This window comes from Pseudomonas parakoreensis (genome assembly GCF_021602155.1).
In the GTDB taxonomy this organism is placed as follows: domain Bacteria; phylum Pseudomonadota; class Gammaproteobacteria; order Pseudomonadales; family Pseudomonadaceae; genus Aquipseudomonas; species Aquipseudomonas parakoreensis.
In genome coordinates, this window is record NZ_BQHY01000011.1 from 18,572 (window position 1) to 39,987 (window position 21,416).

The 21,416-nt window shown below is 61.0% G+C and carries 14 protein-coding genes; 9 read left to right on the forward strand and 5 right to left on the reverse strand.

Going from position 1 to position 21,416, the window contains the following annotated elements; genetic code table 11:
* Positions 1 to 58: 58 nt before the first annotated feature.
* The 3 genes from L6D63_RS18230 to L6D63_RS18240 all read right to left on the reverse strand — a co-directional run bounded on the left by L6D63_RS18230 (position 59) and on the right by L6D63_RS18240 (position 6,174).
* On the reverse strand, positions 59 to 3,733 hold the full coding sequence (locus L6D63_RS18230; RefSeq protein ID WP_236170367.1) for a translocation/assembly module TamB domain-containing protein: 3,675 nt from the start codon (positions 3,731 to 3,733) through the stop codon (positions 59 to 61).
* Positions 3,730 to 5,457 carry an autotransporter assembly complex protein TamA gene (locus tag L6D63_RS18235; protein ID WP_047291673.1) on the reverse strand — a complete coding sequence of 576 codons (1,728 nt, stop codon included), beginning with the start codon at positions 5,455 to 5,457 and terminating at the stop codon, positions 3,730 to 3,732. Before L6D63_RS18235 ends, L6D63_RS18230 begins: the two co-directional genes overlap by 4 nt.
* A gap of 66 nt (positions 5,458 to 5,523) precedes the next feature.
* Positions 5,524 to 6,174 carry a GNAT family N-acetyltransferase gene (locus L6D63_RS18240; protein ID WP_131670133.1) on the reverse strand — a complete coding sequence of 217 codons (651 nt, stop codon included), beginning with the start codon at positions 6,172 to 6,174 and terminating at the stop codon, positions 5,524 to 5,526.
* A 327-nt stretch (positions 6,175 to 6,501) separates the two neighbouring features.
* On the opposite strand from L6D63_RS18240, the gene xthA reads away from it, so the two are divergent.
* Both xthA and L6D63_RS18250 read left to right on the forward strand, forming a co-directional pair.
* A complete protein-coding gene (gene xthA, locus L6D63_RS18245) occupies positions 6,502 to 7,314 on the forward strand; it encodes an exodeoxyribonuclease III (RefSeq protein ID WP_131670132.1) in 813 nt (270 codons plus the stop codon).
* Positions 7,315 to 7,554: 240 nt separating this feature from the next.
* Positions 7,555 to 8,889, forward strand: a complete 1,335-nt coding sequence (locus L6D63_RS18250) for a substrate-binding domain-containing protein (RefSeq protein ID WP_095666962.1) — start codon at positions 7,555 to 7,557, stop codon at positions 8,887 to 8,889.
* A gap of 145 nt (positions 8,890 to 9,034) precedes the next feature.
* On the opposite strand, the gene L6D63_RS18255 is transcribed toward L6D63_RS18250, so the two are convergent.
* Complete coding sequence (locus tag L6D63_RS18255; protein ID WP_121184754.1) at positions 9,035 to 10,264, reverse strand: acyl-CoA dehydrogenase; 1,230 nt, start codon at positions 10,262 to 10,264, stop codon at positions 9,035 to 9,037.
* 157 nt (positions 10,265 to 10,421) lie between these two features.
* Here L6D63_RS18255 and L6D63_RS18260 point away from each other — a divergent pair, with 157 nt between their 5' ends.
* The 3 genes from L6D63_RS18260 to L6D63_RS18270 all read left to right on the forward strand — a co-directional run bounded on the left by L6D63_RS18260 (position 10,422) and on the right by L6D63_RS18270 (position 12,997).
* Positions 10,422 to 11,351 (forward strand): LysR family transcriptional regulator, encoded by a 930-nt coding sequence (locus tag L6D63_RS18260; protein WP_041075049.1) that lies wholly within the window; start codon positions 10,422 to 10,424, stop codon positions 11,349 to 11,351.
* 197 nt (positions 11,352 to 11,548) lie between these two features.
* On the forward strand, positions 11,549 to 11,950 hold the full coding sequence (locus L6D63_RS18265) for a MerR family transcriptional regulator (protein ID WP_047291666.1): 402 nt from the start codon (positions 11,549 to 11,551) through the stop codon (positions 11,948 to 11,950).
* A 147-nt stretch (positions 11,951 to 12,097) separates the two neighbouring features.
* Complete coding sequence (locus L6D63_RS18270) at positions 12,098 to 12,997, forward strand: hydroxymethylglutaryl-CoA lyase (protein ID WP_131670131.1); 900 nt, start codon at positions 12,098 to 12,100, stop codon at positions 12,995 to 12,997.
* A 665-nt stretch (positions 12,998 to 13,662) separates the two neighbouring features.
* Here the strand turns inward: L6D63_RS18270 and L6D63_RS18275 are convergent.
* Positions 13,663 to 15,360 carry an AMP-binding protein gene (locus tag L6D63_RS18275; RefSeq protein WP_131670130.1) on the reverse strand — a complete coding sequence of 566 codons (1,698 nt, stop codon included), beginning with the start codon at positions 15,358 to 15,360 and terminating at the stop codon, positions 13,663 to 13,665.
* 360 nt (positions 15,361 to 15,720) lie between these two features.
* Here L6D63_RS18275 and L6D63_RS18280 point away from each other — a divergent pair, with 360 nt between their 5' ends.
* The 4 genes from L6D63_RS18280 to L6D63_RS18295 all read left to right on the forward strand — a co-directional run bounded on the left by L6D63_RS18280 (position 15,721) and on the right by L6D63_RS18295 (position 21,389).
* Complete coding sequence (locus tag L6D63_RS18280; RefSeq protein WP_047291661.1) at positions 15,721 to 16,884, forward strand: isovaleryl-CoA dehydrogenase; 1,164 nt, start codon at positions 15,721 to 15,723, stop codon at positions 16,882 to 16,884.
* Between the two features lie 12 nt (positions 16,885 to 16,896).
* Positions 16,897 to 18,504, forward strand: a complete 1,608-nt coding sequence (locus L6D63_RS18285; protein WP_095666966.1) for a carboxyl transferase domain-containing protein — start codon at positions 16,897 to 16,899, stop codon at positions 18,502 to 18,504.
* Positions 18,505 to 18,624: 120 nt separating this feature from the next.
* The gene (locus L6D63_RS18290; RefSeq protein ID WP_121184747.1) at positions 18,625 to 19,440 is read left to right on the forward strand and encodes a gamma-carboxygeranoyl-CoA hydratase; all 816 of its coding nucleotides are present in this window, start codon (positions 18,625 to 18,627) and stop codon (positions 19,438 to 19,440) included.
* Positions 19,440 to 21,389, forward strand: a complete 1,950-nt coding sequence (locus L6D63_RS18295; RefSeq protein ID WP_047291655.1) for an acetyl/propionyl/methylcrotonyl-CoA carboxylase subunit alpha — start codon at positions 19,440 to 19,442, stop codon at positions 21,387 to 21,389. Before L6D63_RS18290 ends, L6D63_RS18295 begins: the two co-directional genes overlap by 1 nt.
* The last annotated feature ends 27 nt before the right edge of the window (positions 21,390 to 21,416 follow it).

Consider the following 21,416-nt stretch of genomic DNA (forward strand, 5'->3'; position numbering starts at 1 on the left):
CTGTGGGAGCGAGCCTGCTCGCGAAGGCCGCGCCTCGGTTCAAATAAACAGGTGCGCTCTAGAAATCGCGCTTGTAGAAAATATCCAGCGAACTCGCCACGCCACTGGCCGCTTCGACATAGACCTTCTTGCTCAGCTTGTAGCGCAGCGCAATGGTGTTGGCCGGCTCGAACACGCCAACGCCATAACGCAGACTGAGTTTCTCGGAGATATTGCCGCTGGCGACCACACTGGTGGTGTTGCCGCTGCCCTGGGTATCGAGCTGAAAATCCTGAATCCCCAGGTCCTTGGCCAGACTGCTGGTGACCCCGGAACTGCCCATCAAGCCCAGACCCAACGCCGCTTGCGCGAGCATGTTGTTGTCTTCGCCGTTGGTGCTCAACGGCCGCCCGAGCACCAGATACGACAACGCCTGTTCCTGGCTCATCGCCGGTTCGGAGAAGATCTGCGTAGTCGGTTGCTCGGCACTGCCGCTCAGGCGAATACCGGCGATCACGTCGTCGGTCTGGCGAATCGCTTCGATGTCCAGATACGGCTGATCGATCGGGCCGGCGAACAGCAGCCGCGCACGGCGCACGTTCAGGCGCTGGCCGTAAGCACGGTAACGGCCGTCGTTGAGCCACAGCTCGCCACGGGTGTCCATGTTGTCGCCGATGTGCACGTGACCTTGCAGGTTGGCGGTCAGGCCGAACCCGGCGAAGCTCAGTTTGTCTTCGCCGACCACCACGTCAATGTCCATTTTCATCGCCAGCGGCGGTTTGCCCTCTTCGGTCTGTGCCCCGACGATGATCGTGTCATCGGAGACTTTCACCGTCGATGGCGGCAGTTCGCGCACAGTGATTTCGCCTCTGGGCACCTGAACCTTGCCGGCAATTTTCAGCTCGTCGCCGGCCATGGAAATCTTCAGGTCCGGCGCCACTTCCAGTTTGGCGTAAGGCTCGACGGTCACCGGCAGTTGCGTGCCCTTGAGCGCGACATCGACCATCAGCGCCTGCCCCCAGGCAACGTTACCGTTCAGGTTGCCCTGCCCGCTTTTGCCGCTTTTCCAGCCACCATCGAGGCGCACCGATTCGCCGGCAATCACCGCTTGCAGTTGCAGGTCCTTGAGTTCCATCGGCAGCTCGGCACCGGACACTTCGCCGTCGCTGAGTTTCACCGTGCCGTTGACCAGCGGCGCCAGCCGACCGCCGGAAATCGTGCCGCTGCCGTTGAGGCGTCCGGTGAGTTTTTCGACCATCGGCACAAACGGCCGCGCCACCGACAGGTCCAGTCCGCTCAGGCGGAAAGAGCCGCTCAACGGTTTGTTTTTCGGCAGCGGATTGAGCTGCGCCTGCACCATCAACTCGCCGAGTTTGCCGCCGACGAAGTTGAGTTCGGTGTCCACCCGCTTGGGTGTGAGTTTGCTGGTGAGCTTCAGGGTCTGGTACGGGAAGTCCAGCCACTGATCCTTTTCTTTCATGCGCAAAGTGCCGCCGCTGGCGTCGATGCTGACCACGCCATTGGGGCCGCTGGCCGGCAGATCCAATTGCAGATCGGCGTTGAGCCTGCCTTGCCAGGCAAAGTCTTTCGGCAACCACTGCGCGAGGCTTTCGATCGGGAACTGCTTGAGGTGGTAACGCAGTTTCGGCTCCGGCAGCAGGCGCTGATCCTCGCCGCACAGGCTGGCATTACCGGACATCCAGCAATGCGCGCCGAAGTTGATCTTGCCGTCGGCGAGGCGTTCGAGTCTGGCCGGGCTCTGCAGTTTCCAGTCCTGGCCGCCGGCCTGAATGTCGCCGCTGGCCAGACGTCCGCGCCAGTTGCCCTGGTCCAGATTGCCGTCCAGACCGAGGGCCAGTTTCAGCTTCGGCCCGAGCAGGTCGAGGTTGAGTTTCTGCTGCTTGATGTCGCCTTGGGCGCTGGCGGTCAACACACCGAGGTTGGTGTCACCGGCTTGCATACCGCTGCCTTTGAGATCGATCTTCGCCCGTTGCGCACTGTCGAGCGTGGCATCGAGATTGAGGCTTTGCAGACGATTGTCCTGAAACGCCAGTTGCGAACCCTGCAAGCCGAGCTTGCCTTGCGGTGCCTTCAGCGTACCGGCGACATTGACCTGACCAGTGATCTGCCCGCGCAGTTGCGGCCAGAGCTGGGCCAGACGCGCCAGCTTGATGTCGATCTGGCCGCTGAGTTTCTGTTGCAGGCTGCCCTTGCCGCTGATGCTGTTGTCGCCGAGGCGGATTTGCAGGGCATTGAGGTTCCACTGTTCACCGGCGCCGTCAGCCTTGGCTTGCAGCACCGCCGGTTGCCCGCGCAGCTTGCCTTTGAGGTCGAGGTCGGCAGTCAGGCTCAGGCGCTCGTTCTTCATCTCGCCTTTACTGTTCAGCGGCCCGGCCAAGGTGCCAGGCAGTTCCGCGACCCAGTACGCCGGGTTCAGCGCCGAGAGCTCCAGCGCGGTGTCCCAGGCGATGCCGTCGGCGAACTGCACGTTCACATGCCCTTCAGCCTTGCCCTGCCCGGCTTCCATCTTCAGTTGCGGCAAGGCGATCTGTTTCAGGCTGCCGCTGAACGGACTGCTCAGGCTGAACGCCCCCGCCGGGCCATCGAGATCGGCGGCGAAGTTACCGAGGTACTGACCGTCGGTGTAGGAGACTTCGCCAGTGAAGCTGCGCAAGGCGACTTGGGGTTCATCGATTTCGTTATAGAGCCGATGCCACGGAAAGTCCTGCCAGTTGATGTTGGCTTGGGCGGTGAGACCTTTGCTCCAGTCGACGCTGCCGGTGAGTTTGAGGCTTTGCTTGTCGTTGGCCGTCAGGTCGAGGCCGGCGATCTGCGCGCCACGGGCGTCAACCTTGCCTTTAAGCAGCAGCGCCACCGGGCCCTTATCGGCGGGCAGCGTGGCGTTGCCGTCTAACAGGTAACCGTTTTTCAGGTCCCCGGCGGCGGTCAATACCAGTTGATTGAATTGCAGGGTGTCCGGCAGATCGGCGCTCGGCTTGAACGCGTCCGAGGTAATCCGCACCTTGGCCGGCGGGTTTTCCGCCAATGGCTGCAACTCGCCGCTCAACTGGCCGTCGAGGTAGCCATGACTGTCGGCGTGCAGGTTGAGGGTTTTCAGCAGATCGCCGTCAACCTTCAGCGCCAGCGTCCAGGGGCCGGTGCCCGGTGACGGCAAGGTCAGGTCGCCGGCAATGTTCAGCGGCCAGTTACCGGTCGGTTGCAGCAGACCGGAAAGGTTCAGGCTCAGGTCGTCGCGCTGCAGTTTCACGCTGTCGATCTGCAGACCCTTGGCGGTCCAGTGCGCCGCCAGTTGCAGGCCCTTGAGCTGTTCGCTGCCGTTGAACAGCAGGCTGCCTACTTGCACGTCGCCCAGTTCGATGGCCACCGGCAATTGCAGATCCGGCAGTTGAATCGGGCCGCTGTCGGTGGTTTCCTCACTCGGCGGGAATTGCAGAATCACCTGATCAGCCTTGAGCTGTTCGATGCACAGGGTCATGCGCGTCAGGCACAGCGGCGACCAGGCGAAAATCGGCTTGCTCAGTTCGACCCGGCTGCTGCCCTGCTGCCACAACAGATGATCGGCGCTCCATTGCCCGCCGAGGCGACCCTGGAAATTCTCCACGCTCAAACCCGGCACCAGGGTCAGCGCCCAACGGCTGCCTGCTTGCGTCCCGAATAGAGTGGCGATGCTCAATACAACCAACAGCACCAGCGCCAACAATGCCAGTGCCGCTATTTTCAAACCACGCTTCACAGCTCAGGCCCCATGGAAAAGTGCAGCCGGATGCCGCCGTCGTCGTCCAGCGCGTGGGCCAGGTCAAGGCGGATCGGCCCCACCGGCGAGACCCAGCGCACACCGATACCGACCCCGGTCTTGAGGTTCGGCAGTTCGAGTTTGTTGAAGGAATTGCCTTGGTCGACGAAGGTCGCGACCCGCCATTTCTCGGCAATTGAATATTGATATTCGACGCTGCCGGCCACCATGTAGCGCCCGCCGATGCGGTCGCCCTTGGCGTTTTCCGGGGACAGACTCTGGTAGTCGTAACCGCGCACGCTCTGATCGCCACCGGCGAAGAAACGTAGTGATGGCGGTACCGAGTTGTAACCGTTGGTGGCGCTGCCACCGACCTGCACCCGACCGAGAAAGCGGTGGTTGTCGAACACCGTGGTCAGGCCTTTGATCAACGCCGTGCCATATAAAAGGTTGTTGTCCGAACCGAGGCCTTCCTTCGCGACCTTGCTTTCAAAGGTCAGGCGATAGCCGTTATGCGGGTCGATGCGGTTGTCGCTTTTCAGGTACGAGTAACTGATGCCGGGCATCAACAGGGTGCTGAGGCCGGAGTCGTCGCCGAGTTCATATTCTTCGCGCTGCCATTTCAGCGAAATCACTCGCTGCCAGCCGCTGGGCAACTTGCTGTGCCATTCCGGGCCGAAGGTCAGCAGCTTGCTCAGGGTGTCGGAGCCGTCGATGTTTTCATATTGATAACCACCGGCCCAGCGCAGTTTGTCGGTCAGCGGCGGGTCGAGCGGGATGTCGTAGAACAGACCGACGTTTTGCCGTGGCGCCGACAGTTCGGCTTCCCAGCCGTAGCTGTCGCCCTGCGGGTTGACCCAGTGGCGGGTCCAGTTGGCCTTGATCCGTGGGCCGACGTCAGTCGAGTATCCGAGGCCCAGGCCCATGGTGCGTGGCTTGCGCGTGTCGAGTTTGACGTCCACCGGAATCACGTCGTTCTTCGCCGCGGTCGGCGCCGCATCGACGCGCACGCCTTCAAAATAGCCGCTCGATTGCAGGTCGCGGTTGAGTTCGGCGATCAACTCGGAGTCATACGGGTCGCCGGCCTTGAACGGCACCATGCGTTGCAGCAGGTCTTCGTCGAACGGCGTGTCGCCCTCGAAACTGACGCTGCCCAGCGCATAACGCGGGCCGCTGTCGTAGATCAATTCAACGTCGGCCACCCCGGCACGCGGGTCGACCAGGAGTTTCTGGCTGGTGAAATGGCCGCTGAAGAAACCGAAACGCGAGGCCTGGTTCTGGATCAGACGTTTGGCGTCTTCATAACGCCCATGGTTGAGCACGGCGCCGGACTTGAGCGTGTCACTGCTCGGCACACGAAAGGATTTGAGCGAGGCCGCGGGCCCGTCGACGCGGATAGTCACGTTGCGCAGACGAATCGGCTCGCCAGGATCGATGTTCAGCACCAGGCGCGGTTTATCACCGCCCTTCACATCGCTGTCGATCTGCGGCTGGTAATAACCCAAGGCTTGCGCGGCTTTGCGCGCCTGCTCCTCGGCCCCGCGACTGAAGCGCAGCAAGGCTTGTTCGTCACGATCGCCGAGGCTGCCGATATAGCCTTCTATATTGGCCTTGAGTTCGTCGTTGGACGGTTTGATCCGCACGTCCAATTCACTTTGCGCCAGCGCCGCGCAGCTGGTTAACAGCAGGAGCACGCCACTGGTAAATCTTCCTGGAAACTTCATAGGCGCGGATGCTATCACGGGCTTGGGAGCGTGATAGAACAGGAAATTTCCGAAGAAGTTCGATTGCTATGCTGTTGCAGTTTGTAACACCTGCGGATTGGCGTGGAAAAAAACGTGTTCACGCACCGGGCCGACGGCCACTTCGCCAATCTCCTCGTAACCCTGACGTTTGTAGAATTCCAGGTAACGCGGGTTGCCAGTGTCGAGCACCACGCCTTGCGAAGTGTCGTCCACCGCGCACCAGTTGTGCACCGCCGTCAGCAACTGCTCACCGAAATGTTTGCCTTGAAACTGCGGGTGGATTCCCAGCAGCGGCAACATGTGCACCGAATCGCTGGGCACGCACGCCGCCACCGCATCGTGATAGGCCAGATAACGCCGGGTGCAACGGAAGCCGGTGCTGAGCACCATGCGCAGGCGCCACGCCCAGCTCTCGGTGATCCCCAGACGCCGTTGCGGCGGCGCGATCAGGGCAATCCCGATCAGGCGGTCGTTGACCAGCAGGCCGATGGCTGGCAGGTCCTGCAGGAAATGCTGCTTGACCAGCTCACGCACCGTGGCCCGTACGCGCTGCTCGTAGCCCGGCCGCTCGGCCTCGAACAAGTAACCGAAGGTCGGTTCGTGGCGGTAGGCCTGATACAGCAGCGATCGGGCTTCGCGCGAGTAACCGCGGTCAAGCATGTGGATGTCGGCGATGGCAGTCTGGGTTTCAGGCATGACGGTGATTCTCCCCCGGGGCGCAGCGCAAATGACTGCGCTCTTGTTGGTACGAACCTGTTGCAGGTGGCGCAGTTCCCCACAGGTATAGACCAACTCGGGATCTTCATCGACCGGGCGGTCCTCTTCGCTGGCAAGCCAGCTCCCACAGTGCCTGCGTCGCACACAAAATATGTGAACACCATTGAACCTGTGGGAGCTGGCTTGCCAGCGATGGGGCCCCTACAGACAGCACACATCTGACAGAACACAGCGAATCTGCTTACCCCACACTGGCCCCCATCCCACATGTCAGCTAGCATCGCCCTTTTGCCAGGACTGCCGACCATGAAGATTGTTTCCTTCAACATCAACGGACTGCGCGCCCGTCCGCATCAGCTGGCAGCGCTGATCGAAAAGCATCAGCCGGACGTGATCGGCCTGCAGGAAACCAAGGTCCACGACGACCAGTTCCCGCTGGAAGAAGTGCGTGCGCTGGGTTATCACGTTTATTTCCACGGCCAGAAAGGCCATTACGGCGTTGCCCTGCTTTCGCGCAGTGAGCCGATCGCGATTCACAAAGGCTTCGCCAGCGATGAAGAAGACGCCCAGCGCCGCTTTATCTGGGGCACTTTCGCCGACGCCAATGGCGTGCCGGTAACCATCATGAACGGCTACTTCCCGCAGGGCGAAAGTCGCGACCACCCGACCAAATTCCCGGCCAAGCAACGCTTCTACAGTGACCTGCAAACCCTGCTGGAAAGCCAGTTCCACAACGAACAGCCGCTGGTGGTGATGGGCGATGTGAACATTTCCCCGGAGGACAGCGACATCGGCATTGGCCCGGACAACATGAAGCGCTGGCTGAAAACCGGCAAATGCAGCTTCCTGCCGGAAGAACGTGAATGGATGGCCCGCCTGAAAAACTGGGGCCTGACTGACAGCTTCCGCCACCTCAACCCGGACGTGACCGACATGTTCAGCTGGTTCGACTACCGCAGCCGCGGATTTGAGGATGAGCCCAAGCGTGGTCTGCGCATCGACGTGATTCTCGCCTCCCATGGCTTGCTGCCACGGGTCAAGGATGCGGGCGTGGACTACGAACTGCGCGGCATGGAGAAGCCGTCGGACCATGCGCCTATCTGGCTTGAGTTGAGCTGATTCACAACGCTTCTCCCTGTAGGAGTGAGCCTGTGGTGAGGGGATTTATCCCCGATGGGCTGCGAAGCAGCCCCAGTCGTCTCTAGTCGATCGAAATGAAGATCTTGGGTCGGCTTCGCCAACCATCGGGGATAAATCCCCTCACCACAGGCTCACTCCTACATTGGATCCCTGTCATGTTTTGGTCATGCGCCTGACTTAATCTCCCCGGCAATCCCCTTGGCCTGATTCGGTGCCGGCATGACCCTGCGTGTTCTGTTCGCTTTTCTGTCGAGTGCATGGCTGACGGTCAGTGCCGCCACCCTGCCCGTCCCCGAAAACGGCCCGGCATTGCGCATTCAGGGTTCCAACACCATCGGCGCCGATCTCGGCCCGGCGCTGGTCGAAGGTTTTCTGCAAGAGCAGGGTCTGCTGAAGATTCACCGTGAAAACCCCGACAACGCCAACGAACAACACATCGTCGCACAGACTGCGCAAGGCCAACGGGTGGTGATTGAAGTCGCCGCCCACGGTTCCAGCACCGGGTTCACCGCACTGAAAACCGCCAGCGCCGACCTCGCCGCCTCCTCACGCCCGATCAAGGACAGCGAACTGCTCAACCTGGAAGCGCTCGGCGACCTGAAAAGCGCTGAGGCCGAGCAAGTGATTGCCATCGATGGTCTGGCGATCATCCTTCACCCCGGCAACCCCCTGCAGCAACTGGACACCGAGCAACTGGCGCGGATCTTCAGCGGTGAGGTGAAAACCTGGGAAGACCTCGGCGGGCACGGCGGATCGATTCATTTATATGCGCGGGATGATCAGTCCGGCACTTACGACACGTTCAAGGAACTGGTGCTGGCTCGGCGCGGGAAACACCTGAGTTCCAGTGCGAAACGCTTCGAATCCAGCGAGCAATTGTCCGATGCGGTGAGCAACGATCCGCAAGGCATCGGTTTCATCGGCCTGCCGTATGTACGCCAGGCCAAAGCCGTGGCCATCGCTGACGGCGCATCGCAATCGATGTTGCCGCTCAACAGCCTGATTGCCACCGAGGACTATCCGCTGTCGCGGCGCCTGTTCTTTTATTTGCCACCCAGCAACCAGAATCCGTGGGCATCGGCATTGGTAGCGTTTGCGCAAAGCCCACAGGGCCAGAAGATTGTCGCGGCCACCGGTTTCATCAGCCAGACCGTGCACGCGATGACCGTCACCCCGAATGCGCTGATGCCCGAGGGCTATCAATCCCTCAGCCGTCACGCCCAGCGTCTGACGGTGAACTTCCGCTTCGAGGAAGGCAGCGCCAGCCTCGACAACAAGGCGCGGCAGGATCTGGCGCGGGTGCTCGACTATATAAAGCGCCACGCCAAGACCGAGCGCGCGGTGACGCTGGTGGGGTTTGGCGACGAGAAAGACGACCCGGCACGGGCCGACCTGCTGTCGAAACTGCGGGCGATGGCGGTGCGTCGCGAACTGGTGAAGAACGGCGTGGTGATGCGCGAAGTTCGTGGGTTTGGCGCGCTGATGCCGGTGGCGGCGAACAGTGCGGATGAAGGCAGGATCAAGAATCGGCGGGTTGAGGTTTGGGTGTACTGAATCTGATGTTGATGTGTTGAACCTGCTTACGTCATCGCTGGCAAGCCAGCTCCCACAGAGATTTCCAGTGAACACAAAGTTTGTGAACACCAAACAAACCTGTGGGAGCTGGCTTGCCAGCGATGAACGATGACGCGGTACTGGATCAGCGCTCGCTACGCAACATTTCCTTCGGCACGTACTTGCCGATCTCGAACTTGCCAATCGCCGCGCGGTGCACTTCGTCCGGGCCGTCGGCCAGGCGCAGGGTGCGTTGCATGGCGTACATGTAGGCCAGCGGGAAATCGTTCGAGACCCCCGCCCCGCCGTGGATCTGGATCGCCCGGTCGATCACCCGCAGCGCGACGTTTGGCGCGACAACCTTGATCTGCGCGATCTCGCTTCTGGCAACCTTGTTACCCACGGTGTCCATCATGTACGCCGCTTTCAGGGTCAGCAGGCGCGCCATGTCGATTTCCATCCGCGAATCGGCGATTTTGTCGACGTTACCGCCCAGACGCGCCAGCGGTTTGCCGAATGCAGTGCGACTCACCGAACGTTTGCACATCAATTCCAGGGCGCGCTCGGCCATGCCGATCGAACGCATGCAGTGGTGAATGCGGCCCGGGCCAAGGCGACCCTGAGCGATTTCGAAGCCTCTTCCCTCACCGAGCAGGACGTTTTCGTACGGCACGCGCACGTTGTCGAACAGCACCTCGGCGTGGCCGTGCGGTGCATCGTCGTAACCGAACACCGGCAGCGGACGGACGATTTTCACCCCGGGGGTGTCGACCGGTACGAGAATCATCGAGTGCTGGGCATGGCGCGGTGCGTCGGGGTTACTCAGGCCCATGAAGATCAGGATCTTGCAACGTGGATCGCAAGCGCCGGAGGTCCACCACTTCTTGCCGTTGATCACCCACTCGTCACCATCACGCACAGCGCGGGCGGCCATGTTGGTGGCGTCGGACGAGGCCACGTCCGGCTCGGTCATGGCGAACGCCGAGCGGATCTCGCCGCGCAGCAGCGGTTCGAGCCAGCGCTGTTTCTGTTCTTCGTTAGCGTAACGCACCAGCACTTCCATGTTGCCGGTGTCCGGCGCCGAGCAGTTGAACGGCTCCGGCCCGAGCAGCGAACGGCCCATGATCTCAGCCAGCGGTGCATATTCCAGGTTGGTCAGCCCGGCGCCAAGTTCCGACTCCGGCAGGAACAGGTTCCACAGACCTTCAGCCTTGGCCTTGGCTTTGAGTTCTTCCATGATCGCGGTCGGCTGCCAGCGATCGCCCTCGGCAACCTGGCGTTCGAACACGGCTTCGGCCGGGTAAACGTAAGTGTCCATGAACGCGGTCACGCGCTCACGCAGTTCTTGCACCTTGGGCGAATAAGCGAAATCCATGAGCAATTACCTTCTATGGGCAGAGGTTGTTCAGATCATGCAATCGATGCTAGAACAGCGCTGATAATTTACCTAGCCTATTCTCGGCGTGTATAAACATTCATCACCGATATATGATCCGCTGATCGTCAGCCCCTAGAACAAGAGAAGCCGCGTAATGAATCTGAGTAAGGTCGACCTCAACCTTTTCATCGTCTTCGACGCGATCTACACCGAAGCCAACCTGACCCGCGCCGGGCAGATTGTCGGCATCACCCAGCCGGCGGTGTCCAACGCGCTGGCGCGGTTGCGCGAAACCTTCAATGACCCGCTGTTCGTGCGCACCGCGCAGGGCATGGTGCCGACGCCGATGGCGCAGAACATCATCGGCCCGGTGCGCAACGCGCTGTCGCTGCTGCGGGTGTCGGTGCAGGAGAGCCGGATTTTCAACCCGGCGCAGGCGGTGAAGACTTACCGCATCAGCATGACCGACCTCACTGAGGCGGTGATTCTGCCGCCGCTGTTCCAGCGTTTGCGGCGTCTGGCGCCGACGGTGATCATCGAGAGCTTCCTGTCCAAACGCCGTGAGACCACCAAGGAACTGGCGGCCGGACGCCTGGATTTTGCCGTCGATGCGCCACTCAATACCGATCCGCAAGTGCGTCACGTCAAACTGATGGAAGACCGTTACGTCTGTGCGATGCGCAAGGGCCATCCGCTGGCGGGCAAGGAAAAACTCAGCCTCGACGATTACCTGTCGCTGACGCATATCCACATCTCCAGCCGCCGCAGCGGTCTGGGCTATGTCGATCTGTCCCTGGGGAAAATGGGCATTCAGCGCAAGATCGCCCTGCGCTCGCAGCATTATTTGATGGCATCGCAGGTCATGCAGCAGACCGATATGGTCATGACCGTGCCTGAGCGTTTTGCCCGGCGCAACGATTTGCATGCGTTCAACCTTCCAGTCAACGACGTGCCGCCGGTGGAGACTCACCTTTACTGGCATGAGAGCACCGACCAGGACCCAGCCAACCGTTGGATGCGCGAGCAGATCATTGAGTTGTGCCAGCAAGTGGCGGCGCAGGAGAAGAAGCTCGATAAGGTGTAAGGCTGGCTACCGCGTTTTCGTTCTTCGCGAGCAGGCTCGCTCCCACAGTTGATCGCGTTCCATCTGAAGAAACACGATCGAATGTGGGAGCGAGCCTGCTCGCGAAGAGGCCAGCACTGGCGCCACACACTTTGAACCTTGACGTAAACGTCAACTCGCCATTAGCTTAGCGCCAAGACCTTCTTTCGAGCGCTTTCATGAGCAGCCAGACCTACAGCATTTCCGACCTCGCCCGCGAGCTGGACATCACCACCCGGGCGATCCGCTTTTATGAAGAGCAAGGCCTGCTCAGCCCTGAGCGCCGTGGCCAGGAACGCATCTATTCACCGCGCGACAAGGTCAGTCTGAAGCTGATCCTGCGTGGCAAGCGCATTGGTTTCTCGCTCGCCGAATGCCGCGAATTGATCGAGCTCTACGACCCCTCCAGCGGTAACACCAAACAACTCAACAGCATGCTGGCGAAAATCAGCGAGCGCCGGGCACAGCTCGAACAGCAGTTACTCGACATCGAACAGATGAAGCTGGAACTCGACACCGCGGAAGAACGCTGCGTGCAGGCGTTGGAACAGACGCTCAAGGGCCAGCAATCAGTTCAGTAATCCAAATAAATCCCTTGTGGGAGCGAGCCTGCTCGCGAATGCACCAGGTCAATCACCAAAGATGTTGAATGACAGATCGCTCGCGAGCAGGCTCGCTCCCACAGGGGCATCTTCGAAGACTTCAGACAATTACAACAGGTCAATCCCATGTCCCTCCCCTCCCAAGTACGCCTGATCGAAGTCGGCCCGCGCGATGGTCTGCAGAACGAAGCCCAACCGATCAGCGTGGCTGACAAGGTACAACTGGTCGACGCCCTGAGCGCCGCCGGCCTCGGCTATATAGAAGTCGGCAGTTTTGTCTCGCCGAAATGGGTGCCGCAAATGGCCGGTTCGGCCGAGGTGTTCGCGCAGATCCAGCGCAAGCCCGGCGTCATCTACGGTGCACTGGCGCCCAATCTGCGCGGTTTTGAAGATGCGCTGGCGGCGGGTGTGAAAGAGGTTGCGGTATTCGCCGCCGCATCCGAGGCGTTCTCGCAGCGCAACATCAATTGCTCGATCAGCGAAAGCCTGGCGCGCTTTGCACCGATCATGGAAGCCGCGAAACAGCATAGCGTTACCGTGCGCGGTTACGTGTCCTGCGTGCTGGGTTGCCCTTATGAAGGCGAGGTCGCGCCGGAACAAGTGGCGATGGTTGCGCGTGAACTGTACGCGATGGGCTGCTACGAAGTGTCCCTCGGCGACACCATTGGCACCGGCACTGCCGGCGCCACGCGGCGGCTGTTCGAAGTGGTCTCGGCGCAAGTCCCACGGGAAAAACTGGCTGGACACTTCCACGACACCTACGGCCAGGCGATGGCCAACATCTATGCCAGCCTGCTGGAAGGCATTGCCGTGTTCGACAGCTCTATTGCCGGTCTCGGCGGCTGCCCGTACGCCAAAGGCGCGAGCGGTAACGTCGCCACCGAAGACGTGGTGTACCTGCTCAACGGCCTGGGTATCAAGACCGGTATCGACCTCGACGCCCTGATTGCGGCGGGTCAGCAGATCAGTGCGGTGCTCGGTCGCCCGAGCGGTTCGCGTGTGGCCAAGGCCCGTAACGCCCAGTGAGGGCGAAGGTGTTACCGCGGTGTCTGAAACGTGGGCATAGTCGAGTAACACGGAAACAAATTGTCTGGTTTTGCCTGAAGGAAAAATCCTTCAAAAATCTCAAGCCATTGATTTAAAAGGGTTTTAAAAAGTTGGCACGGCTTCTGCTATCTCTATGGCATAACAAGAATAAAAAGCAGCAAACCAATAAAAATAAGACGTACCGACTCTGACATAACAAAAACAACACGGCAGAGACGCAGCTAACAGATTTTTTTGGAGAAGGTGTGCTTTTCAGGGTGCTCTCAGGAGTGACCCGCAACCGGGCAGAGAACAATAAAACTACCTTCAGGTAGCGCCCGAATCGGTTGGATCGTTTAACGAGAAAGCAGATCAGCGCTCAAAAAAATACGTTTGCTCTTGACCCCGGATGGGGGTCGCCAAAAACAGCGGTAAAGGGCCACGGTTGCCAAAAACAACAACAGACCGCCCCTCAATAATAAAAAAGAGCACGCGACGACAAAATTAAAGGGGAGCTTCGGCTCCCCTTTGTGCTTTCTGCAATTCCCGAATTCCCGAACATCCCTGTGGGAGCTGGCTTGCCAGCGATAGCGTCAGGTCAGCCAGCATCAATGTTGAATGATCTACCGCAATCGCTGGCAAGCCAGCTCCCACAGGGGTGGTGGTTACCGTTCGATTGTTTTTAACTCCTCGATACTGATCTCACGCATCCGGAATTTCTGGATCTTGCCCGTCACCGTCATCGGAAACTCCTCCACAAACTTGAAATGACGCGGCGTCTTGAAGTGCGCGATGCGCTCCTTGCACCAGGTTTGCAGTTCCAGTTCGGAGGCATGGTGGCCGGGGTGGAATTTGATCCAGGCAACGATCTCCTCACCGTAACGCGAGCACGGGATGCCGATCACCTGTACGTCTGCCACCGCCGGGTGAGTGAAGAAAAACTCTTCCAGCTCACGCGGGTAAATGTTCTCGCCCCCGCGAATAATCATGTCTTTGTTACGCCCCGCGATATTCACGTAACCCTCATCGTTCATGCTCGCCAGGTCGCCGGTGTGCATCCAGCCCGCCTCATCGATGGCTTCGGCGGTGGCTTGCGGGTTGCTCCAGTAACCGAGCATCACGCTGTAACCACGGGTGCAGAGTTCGCCGATGGTGCCGCGCGGAACCAGGTTACCGGCCTCGTCGATGATTTTGCTTTCGAGTTGCGGCTGGGTGCGGCCGACGGTGGTCACGCGCAGTTCCAGTTCGTCCGATGGACCGGTCTGCAGGGAGACAGGGCTGGTTTCGGTCATGCCATAGGCGATCTGCACCTCGCTCATGTGCATTTCACTGATGACCCGGCGCATCACCTCGATCGGGCAAGTGGCGCCGGCCATGATCCCGGTGCGCAGGGTCGACAGATCGAACTCGGCGCGCTGCGGCTGATCAAGCATGGCGATGAACATGGTCGGCACGCCGTACAGCCCGGTGGCCTTTTCTTCGGCGACGGTTTGCAGGGTCAGTAGCGGATCGAACGCGTCATTGGGGTAAATCATCGTACTGGCGTGAGTGATGCAGCCGAGGTTGCCCATGACCATGCCGAAGCAGTGATACAGCGGCACCGGGATCACCAAGCGATCGGCGGCGGTCAGACCGATGCTCTCGCCGACCATGTAACCGTTGTTGAGGATGTTGTAGTGACTGAGGGTCGCGCCCTTGGGGAAACCGGTGGTGCCGGATGTGTACTGGATGTTGACGGGTTGGTCGAAGTGCAGGCTGTCGCTGCGTTCACGCAATTGTTCGGCAGAGACACTGGCGGCCAGATCTGCCAGTTGCGACCACGGGAGAAAACCCGAAGGCGGCTGTGCATCAAGGCTGATCAACCCGCGCAATTCCGGCAGGCGCTCGCTGCGCAGTTCGCCGATGGATTGCTCGGCCAGTTCCGGCAGCAAGCCTTGCAACATGCCGTGATAGTTGGAGCTCTTGAACGCTCCCGCACAGACCAGCCACTGACAACCGGATTGCTTGAGTACGTATTCGAGTTCGGAACTGCGATAAGCCGGATTGATGTTGACCAGGATCACGCCGATCTTCGCGGTGGCGAACTGAGTGATGCACCACTGCGCGCCATTCGGCGCCCAGATGCCGAGCCGGTCACCGGCCTGCAAACCCAACGCCAGCAGCGCTCTGGCATGCACGTTCACCGCGTCGGCCAGTTGCCGCCAGGTGTAACGCAGCTGCTGGTGGCGCACCACCAGCGCCTCGCCGTCCGGGTACTGCGCGACGGTTTCGTCGAACTTCTGCCCGATGGTCATCGCCAGCAAGGCTTTGCTCTGGGAACCACGGGTGTAGCTGCGCTGCGGGTTTGCACTGGGTTGATCCATGACGACCCCTATTGTCTTTATTAGTGGGTTTACTGGAGCTCACTTTTTTGCGGGTGGCCTTTGTGGCGAGGGGATTTATCACCGACGGTGTGCGAAACGCACCCTCAGCTTTTCCTGTCGAACCGCATTCACAGGTTTTGGGTCGGCTTCGCCAACCATCGGGGATGAATCCCCTCGCCACACAAGGTCGCGCCCATAAAAAAGCAGTCCGCTTTCAATCCTGAGGTGCCCCTACTCTCGCTCAAGTTGACGTTAACGTAAAGGGTGATTGACAGCCAACCAGCGCAGGCTTACGTTAACGTAAAGGTGAGAGCCGTTCGACTGCCCTCCCCACCCTACAAAAAAGCCAAAAGGTGACCCATGAGCTACCCATCCCTGAACTTCGCCCTCGGTGAAACCATCGACATGCTGCGCGATCAGGTTCAGTCCTTCGTCGCCGATCAGATCGCGCCACGTGCCGCGCAGATCGACCACGACAACCTGTTCCCGGCCGACCTGTGGCGCAAGTTCGGCGACATGGGCCTGCTGGGTATCACCGTACCGGAAGAGTACGGCGGTGCGGGCCTGGGCTATCTGGCGCACGTGGTGGCGATGGAAGAAATCAGCCGCGGTTCGGCCTCGGTGGCGCTGTCCTACGGCGCGCATTCCAACCTTTGCGTCAACCAGATCAACCGCAACGGCAACCACGAACAAAAAAGCAAATACCTGCCCAAGCTGATCAGCGGCGAACATGTCGGCGCCCTCGCCATGAGCGAGCCGAACGCCGGTTCCGACGTGGTCTCGATGAAACTGCGCGCCGATAAACGCGGCGACCGCTTCGTGCTCAACGGCAGCAAGACCTGGATCACCAACGGCCCCGACGCCAACACCTACGTGATCTACGCCAAGACCGACCTGGAAAAAGGCCCGCACGGCATCACTGCGTTCATCGTCGAACGCGACTGGAAAGGCTTCAGCCGCAGCAACAAGTTCGACAAGCTCGGCATGCGCGGTTCCAACACTTGCGAGCTGTTTTTCGATGACGTCGAAGTGCCGGAAGAAAACATCCTCGGCGTGCTCAACGGCGGCGTGAAAGTGCTGATGAGTGGCCTCGATTACGAGCGCGTCGTGCTGTCCGGCGGCCCGACCGGGATCATGCAGTCGTGCATGGACCTGATCGTGCCGTACATCCACGACCGCAAGCAGTTCGGTCAGAGCATCGGCGAATTCCAACTGATCCAGGGCAAAGTCGCCGACATGTACACCCAGCTCAACGCCAGCCGCGCCTACCTCTACGCCGTGGCCCAGGCCTGCGAGCGCAACGAAACCACGCGCAAGGACGCCGCCGGGGTGATCCTCTACACCGCCGAACGCGCGACGCAAATGGCCCTCGACGCGATCCAGATTCTCGGCGGCAACGGCTACATCAACGAATTCCCGGCCGGGCGCCTGTTGCGTGACGCCAAACTCTACGAAATCGGCGCTGGCACCAGTGAGATCCGGCGCATGCTGATCGGCCGCGAACTGTTCAACGAAACCCGCTAAACGGAGCTGTCCATGGCTATCCTGCATACCCAGCTCAACCCCCGTTCAGCGGAGTTCGCCGCCAACAGCGCGGCGATGCTCGAACAGGTCGACGCCCTGCACACCCTGCTCGCCCATGTGGCGCAGGGTGGCGGCGCGAAAGCCCAAGAACGCCACACCTCGCGCGGTAAACTGCTGCCGCGAGAGCGGATCAATCGCCTGCTGGACCCGGGCTCGCCGTTTCTGGAAATCAGCCAGCTCGCCGCACACGCGGTGTATGGCGAAGACGTTCCCGCCGCCGGCGTGATCGCCGGGATCGGCCGGGTCGAAGGCGTCGAGTGCATGATCGTCGCCAACGACGCGACGGTGAAAGGTGGCTCGTACTACCCGCTGACCGTGAAAAAACACCTGCGCGCGCAGACCATCGCCCAGCAGAACCGCTTGCCGTGCATCTATCTGGTGGACTCGGGCGGCGCCAACCTGCCGCGTCAGGACGAGGTGTTCCCGGATCGCGAGCACTTCGGCCGGATCTTCTTCAACCAGGCCAACATGAGCGCGATGGGCATTCCGCAGATCGCCGTGGTCATGGGCTCGTGCACCGCTGGCGGCGCCTATGTGCCGGCGATGGCGGACGAAGCGATCATGGTACGCAACCAGGCAACCATCTTCCTCGCCGGCCCGCCGCTGGTGAAAGCCGCGACCGGTGAAGTGGTCAGCGCTGAAGACCTCGGCGGTGCCGATGTGCACTGCAAGATTTCCGGGGTTGCCGACCATTACGCCGAGAGCGACGAACACGCCCTCGCCCTCGCTCGCCGCAGCGTCGCCAACCTCAACTGGCGCAAGCTCGGTGAAGTGCAGCAGCGCACGCCGATTGCGCCGCTGTACCCCAGCGATGAGTTGTACGGTGTGGTTTCCGCCGACGCCAAACAGCCGTTCGACGTGCGCGAAGTGATTGCGCGGCTGGTCGACGGCTCGGTGTTCGATGAATTCAAAGCCTTGTTCGGTACCACGCTGGTGTGCGGCTTCGCTCACCTGCACGGCTACCCGATCGCGATCCTCGCCAACAACGGCATTCTCTTTGCCGAAGCCGCGCAGAAAGGCGCGCACTTTATCGAACTGGCCTGCCAGCGCGGCATTCCGCTGCTGTTCCTGCAGAACATCACCGGCTTCATGGTCGGGCAGAAATACGAGGCCGGCGGCATCGCCAAGCACGGCGCGAAGCTGGTGACGGCGGTGGCCTGCGCCAACGTGCCGAAATTCACCGTGATCATCGGCGGCAGTTTCGGTGCCGGTAACTACGGCATGTGCGGGCGCGCTTACGATCCGCGTTTCCTGTGGATGTGGCCGAATGCGCGCATCGGCGTGATGGGTGCCGAGCAGGCCGCGGGCGTGCTGGTGCAGGTCAAACGCGAGCAGGCCGAACGCAGCGGCCAGGCCTTCAGTACGGAACAGGAAGCCGAGATCAAGCAACCGATTCTCGACCAGTACGAAGAGCAGGGTCACCCCTACTATTCCAGCGCACGGCTGTGGGACGACGGCGTCATCGACCCGGCGCAGACTCGTGACGTGCTGGCTCTGGCCTTGTCCGCGTCGCTGAACGCGCCTATCGAACCGAGCCGCTTCGGCGTGTTCCGGATGTGATGCTTTTTTTGTGGGAGCGAGCCTGCTCGCGAAGACGGTCTGTCAGCTCCGGATACTTCGACTGATACACCGCTTTCGCGAGCAGGCTCGCTCCCACAAGAACCGTGGAGACGGAAGAATATGAGCGACTTCAACACCCTCGAACTGCACAACGACCCACGGGGTTTCGCCACCCTGTGGCTCAATCGTGCGGAAAAGAACAACGCGTTCAACGCAGAGATGATCCGCGAACTGATTCTGGCGCTGGACAAGGTCGCCAGCGATGCCAGCCTGCGCTTCCTGCTGGTGCGCGGGCGTGGCAGGCACTTCAGCGCCGGCGCGGATCTGGCGTGGATGCAGCAATCAGCCGAGCTCGATTACCACACCAACCTCGACGACGCCCGCGAGCTGGCGGAACTGATGTACAACCTCGCCAAGCTGAAAATCCCGACCCTGGCCGTGGTGCAAGGGGCGGCGTTCGGCGGCGCGCTGGGTCTGATCAGTTGCTGCGACATGGCGATTGGCAGCGATGACGCGCAGTTCTGTCTGTCGGAAGTGCGCATCGGCCTGGCCCCGGCGGTGATCAGTCCGTTCGTGGTGCAGGCCATCGGCGAACGGGCTGCGCGTCGCTACGCCCTGACCGCTGAACGTTTCGGCGGACAGCGTGCGCGGGAAATCGGTTTGTTGTCCGAGAGCTACCCGGCCGCCGAGCTTGATCAAGCGGTCGAACAATGGATCGACAACCTGCTGCTCAACAGTCCCGCCGCGATGCGCGCCAGCAAGGATCTGCTGCGCGAAGTCGGTAACGGTGCGCTGACCCCGGCGTTGCGCCGTTACACCGAAAACGCCATCGCACGTATCCGCGTCAGCCCTGAAGGCCAGGAAGGCTTGCGCGCCTTTCTGCAAAAACGTCCGCCAAGCTGGCAGGCTGCAACCAACCCCAAGGAGCCGCGTTGATGAGCGCACCTGTTCTCACCACCCTGTTGGTGGCCAACCGTGGCGAAATCGCTTGCCGGGTCATGCGTACCGCCAAGGCGCTGGGCCTGACCACCGTCGCCGTGCATAGCGCCACCGACCGCGAAGCGCGGCACACCCGGGAAGCAGATATCCGCGTTGATCTCGGCGGCAGCAAAGCCGCTGACAGCTATCTGCAAATCGACAAACTGATCGCAGCAGCCAAAGCCAGCGGCGCGCAGGCGATTCATCCGGGTTATGGCTTTCTGTCGGAGAACGCTGGTTTCGCCCGTGCCATTGAACAGGCCGGGCTGATCTTCCTTGGCCCGCCCGCCTCGGCCATCGACGCGATGGGCAGCAAATCGGCGGCCAAGGCGTTGATGGAAACCGCCGGTGTGCCGCTGGTGCCGGGCTATCACGGCGAGGCGCAGGATCTCGATACCTTCCGCGATGCCTGCGCACGTATTGGCTATCCGGTGCTGCTCAAGGCCACGGCCGGTGGCGGTGGCAAAGGCATGAAAGTGGTCGAGGACGTCAGCCAATTGGCCGAAGCCCTGGCCTCGGCGCAGCGTGAGGCGCAGTCGTCATTCGGCGATTCGCGGATGCTGGTGGAGAAATACCTGCTCAAACCACGCCATGTGGAAATTCAGGTGTTCGCCGATCAGCATGGTCATTGCCTGTACCTCAACGAGCGTGATTGCTCGATTCAGCGCCGGCACCAAAAAGTCGTCGAAGAAGCCCCGGCTCCGGGCCTGACCCCGGAGCTGCGCCGCGCCATGGGCGAAGCGGCGGTGCGTTCGGCGCAGGCGATTGGTTACGTCGGCGCGGGGACCGTGGAGTTCCTGCTGGATGCGCGCGGCGAATTCTTCTTCATGGAGATGAACACGCGTTTGCAGGTCGAGCACCCGGTCACCGAAGCGATCACCGGACTCGATCTGGTAGCGTGGCAGATCCGTGTGGCTCGCGGCGAAGCGTTACCGATCACGCAGGATCAAGTGCCGCTCAATGGCCATGCGCTTGAAGTGCGCCTGTATGCCGAAGACCCGTCGAATGATTTCCTGCCCGCCACCGGTCGCCTGGATTTGTATCGTGAATCGGCTGCGGGACCAGGGCGTCGGGTCGATAGCGGTGTTGAGCAAGGCGATGAAATTTCGCCGTTCTACGACCCGATGCTCGGCAAGCTGATCGCCTGGGGCGAAGATCGCGAGCAGGCGCGGTTGCGGCTGTTGAGCATGCTCGACGAGTTCGCGATCGGCGGTTTGAAGACCAACATCAACTTCCTGCGGCGGATCATCGCGCATCCGGCATTTGCTGCTGCGGAGCTGGATACCGGGTTTATTCCGCGGTATCAGGAAACGCTGCTGCCTGCTGCGGGTGAACTGAGCGATGAATTCTGGCAGACCGCAGCACGGGCTTTCGCACAGGGTTTGCCGAGCGCTGTTCGGGAAGATGATCCGGGGTCGCCGTGGGCCTTGAACCGAGGTTTGCGTGCGGGTCTGCCGGCGGAAATCACTCTGCACTTGAGCTGCGAGGGTCAGAATCGGGCACTGACGCTGAATAGCGCCAGCAACGCTACGCTGTCCGATGAAGCGCTGGTGGTCGAGCGCGACGGCGTGCGCCGCACCTTGCGTGCCATTCGCCAGGGCGATTCGCTGTACCTGCAATGGGACGGCGAGTTACGGCGTATTCAGACGTATGACCCGATCAGCGCCGTCGACGCCAGCCACAGCCATCAGGGCGGTCTGACTGCGCCCATGAACGGCAGCATCGTGCGGGTGTTGGTGGAGGCCGGGCAATCGGTCGAGGCCGGCGCGCAACTGGTGGTGCTGGAGGCGATGAAGATGGAGCACAGCATTCGCGCGCCCCATGCTGGCGTGATCAAAGCGCTGTATTGCCAGGAAGGCGAAATGGTCAGTGAAGGCAGCGCTTTGGTTGAACTGGAAGCCGTGTAGCCAGAGGATCGATCCTGCGCCGAGCGA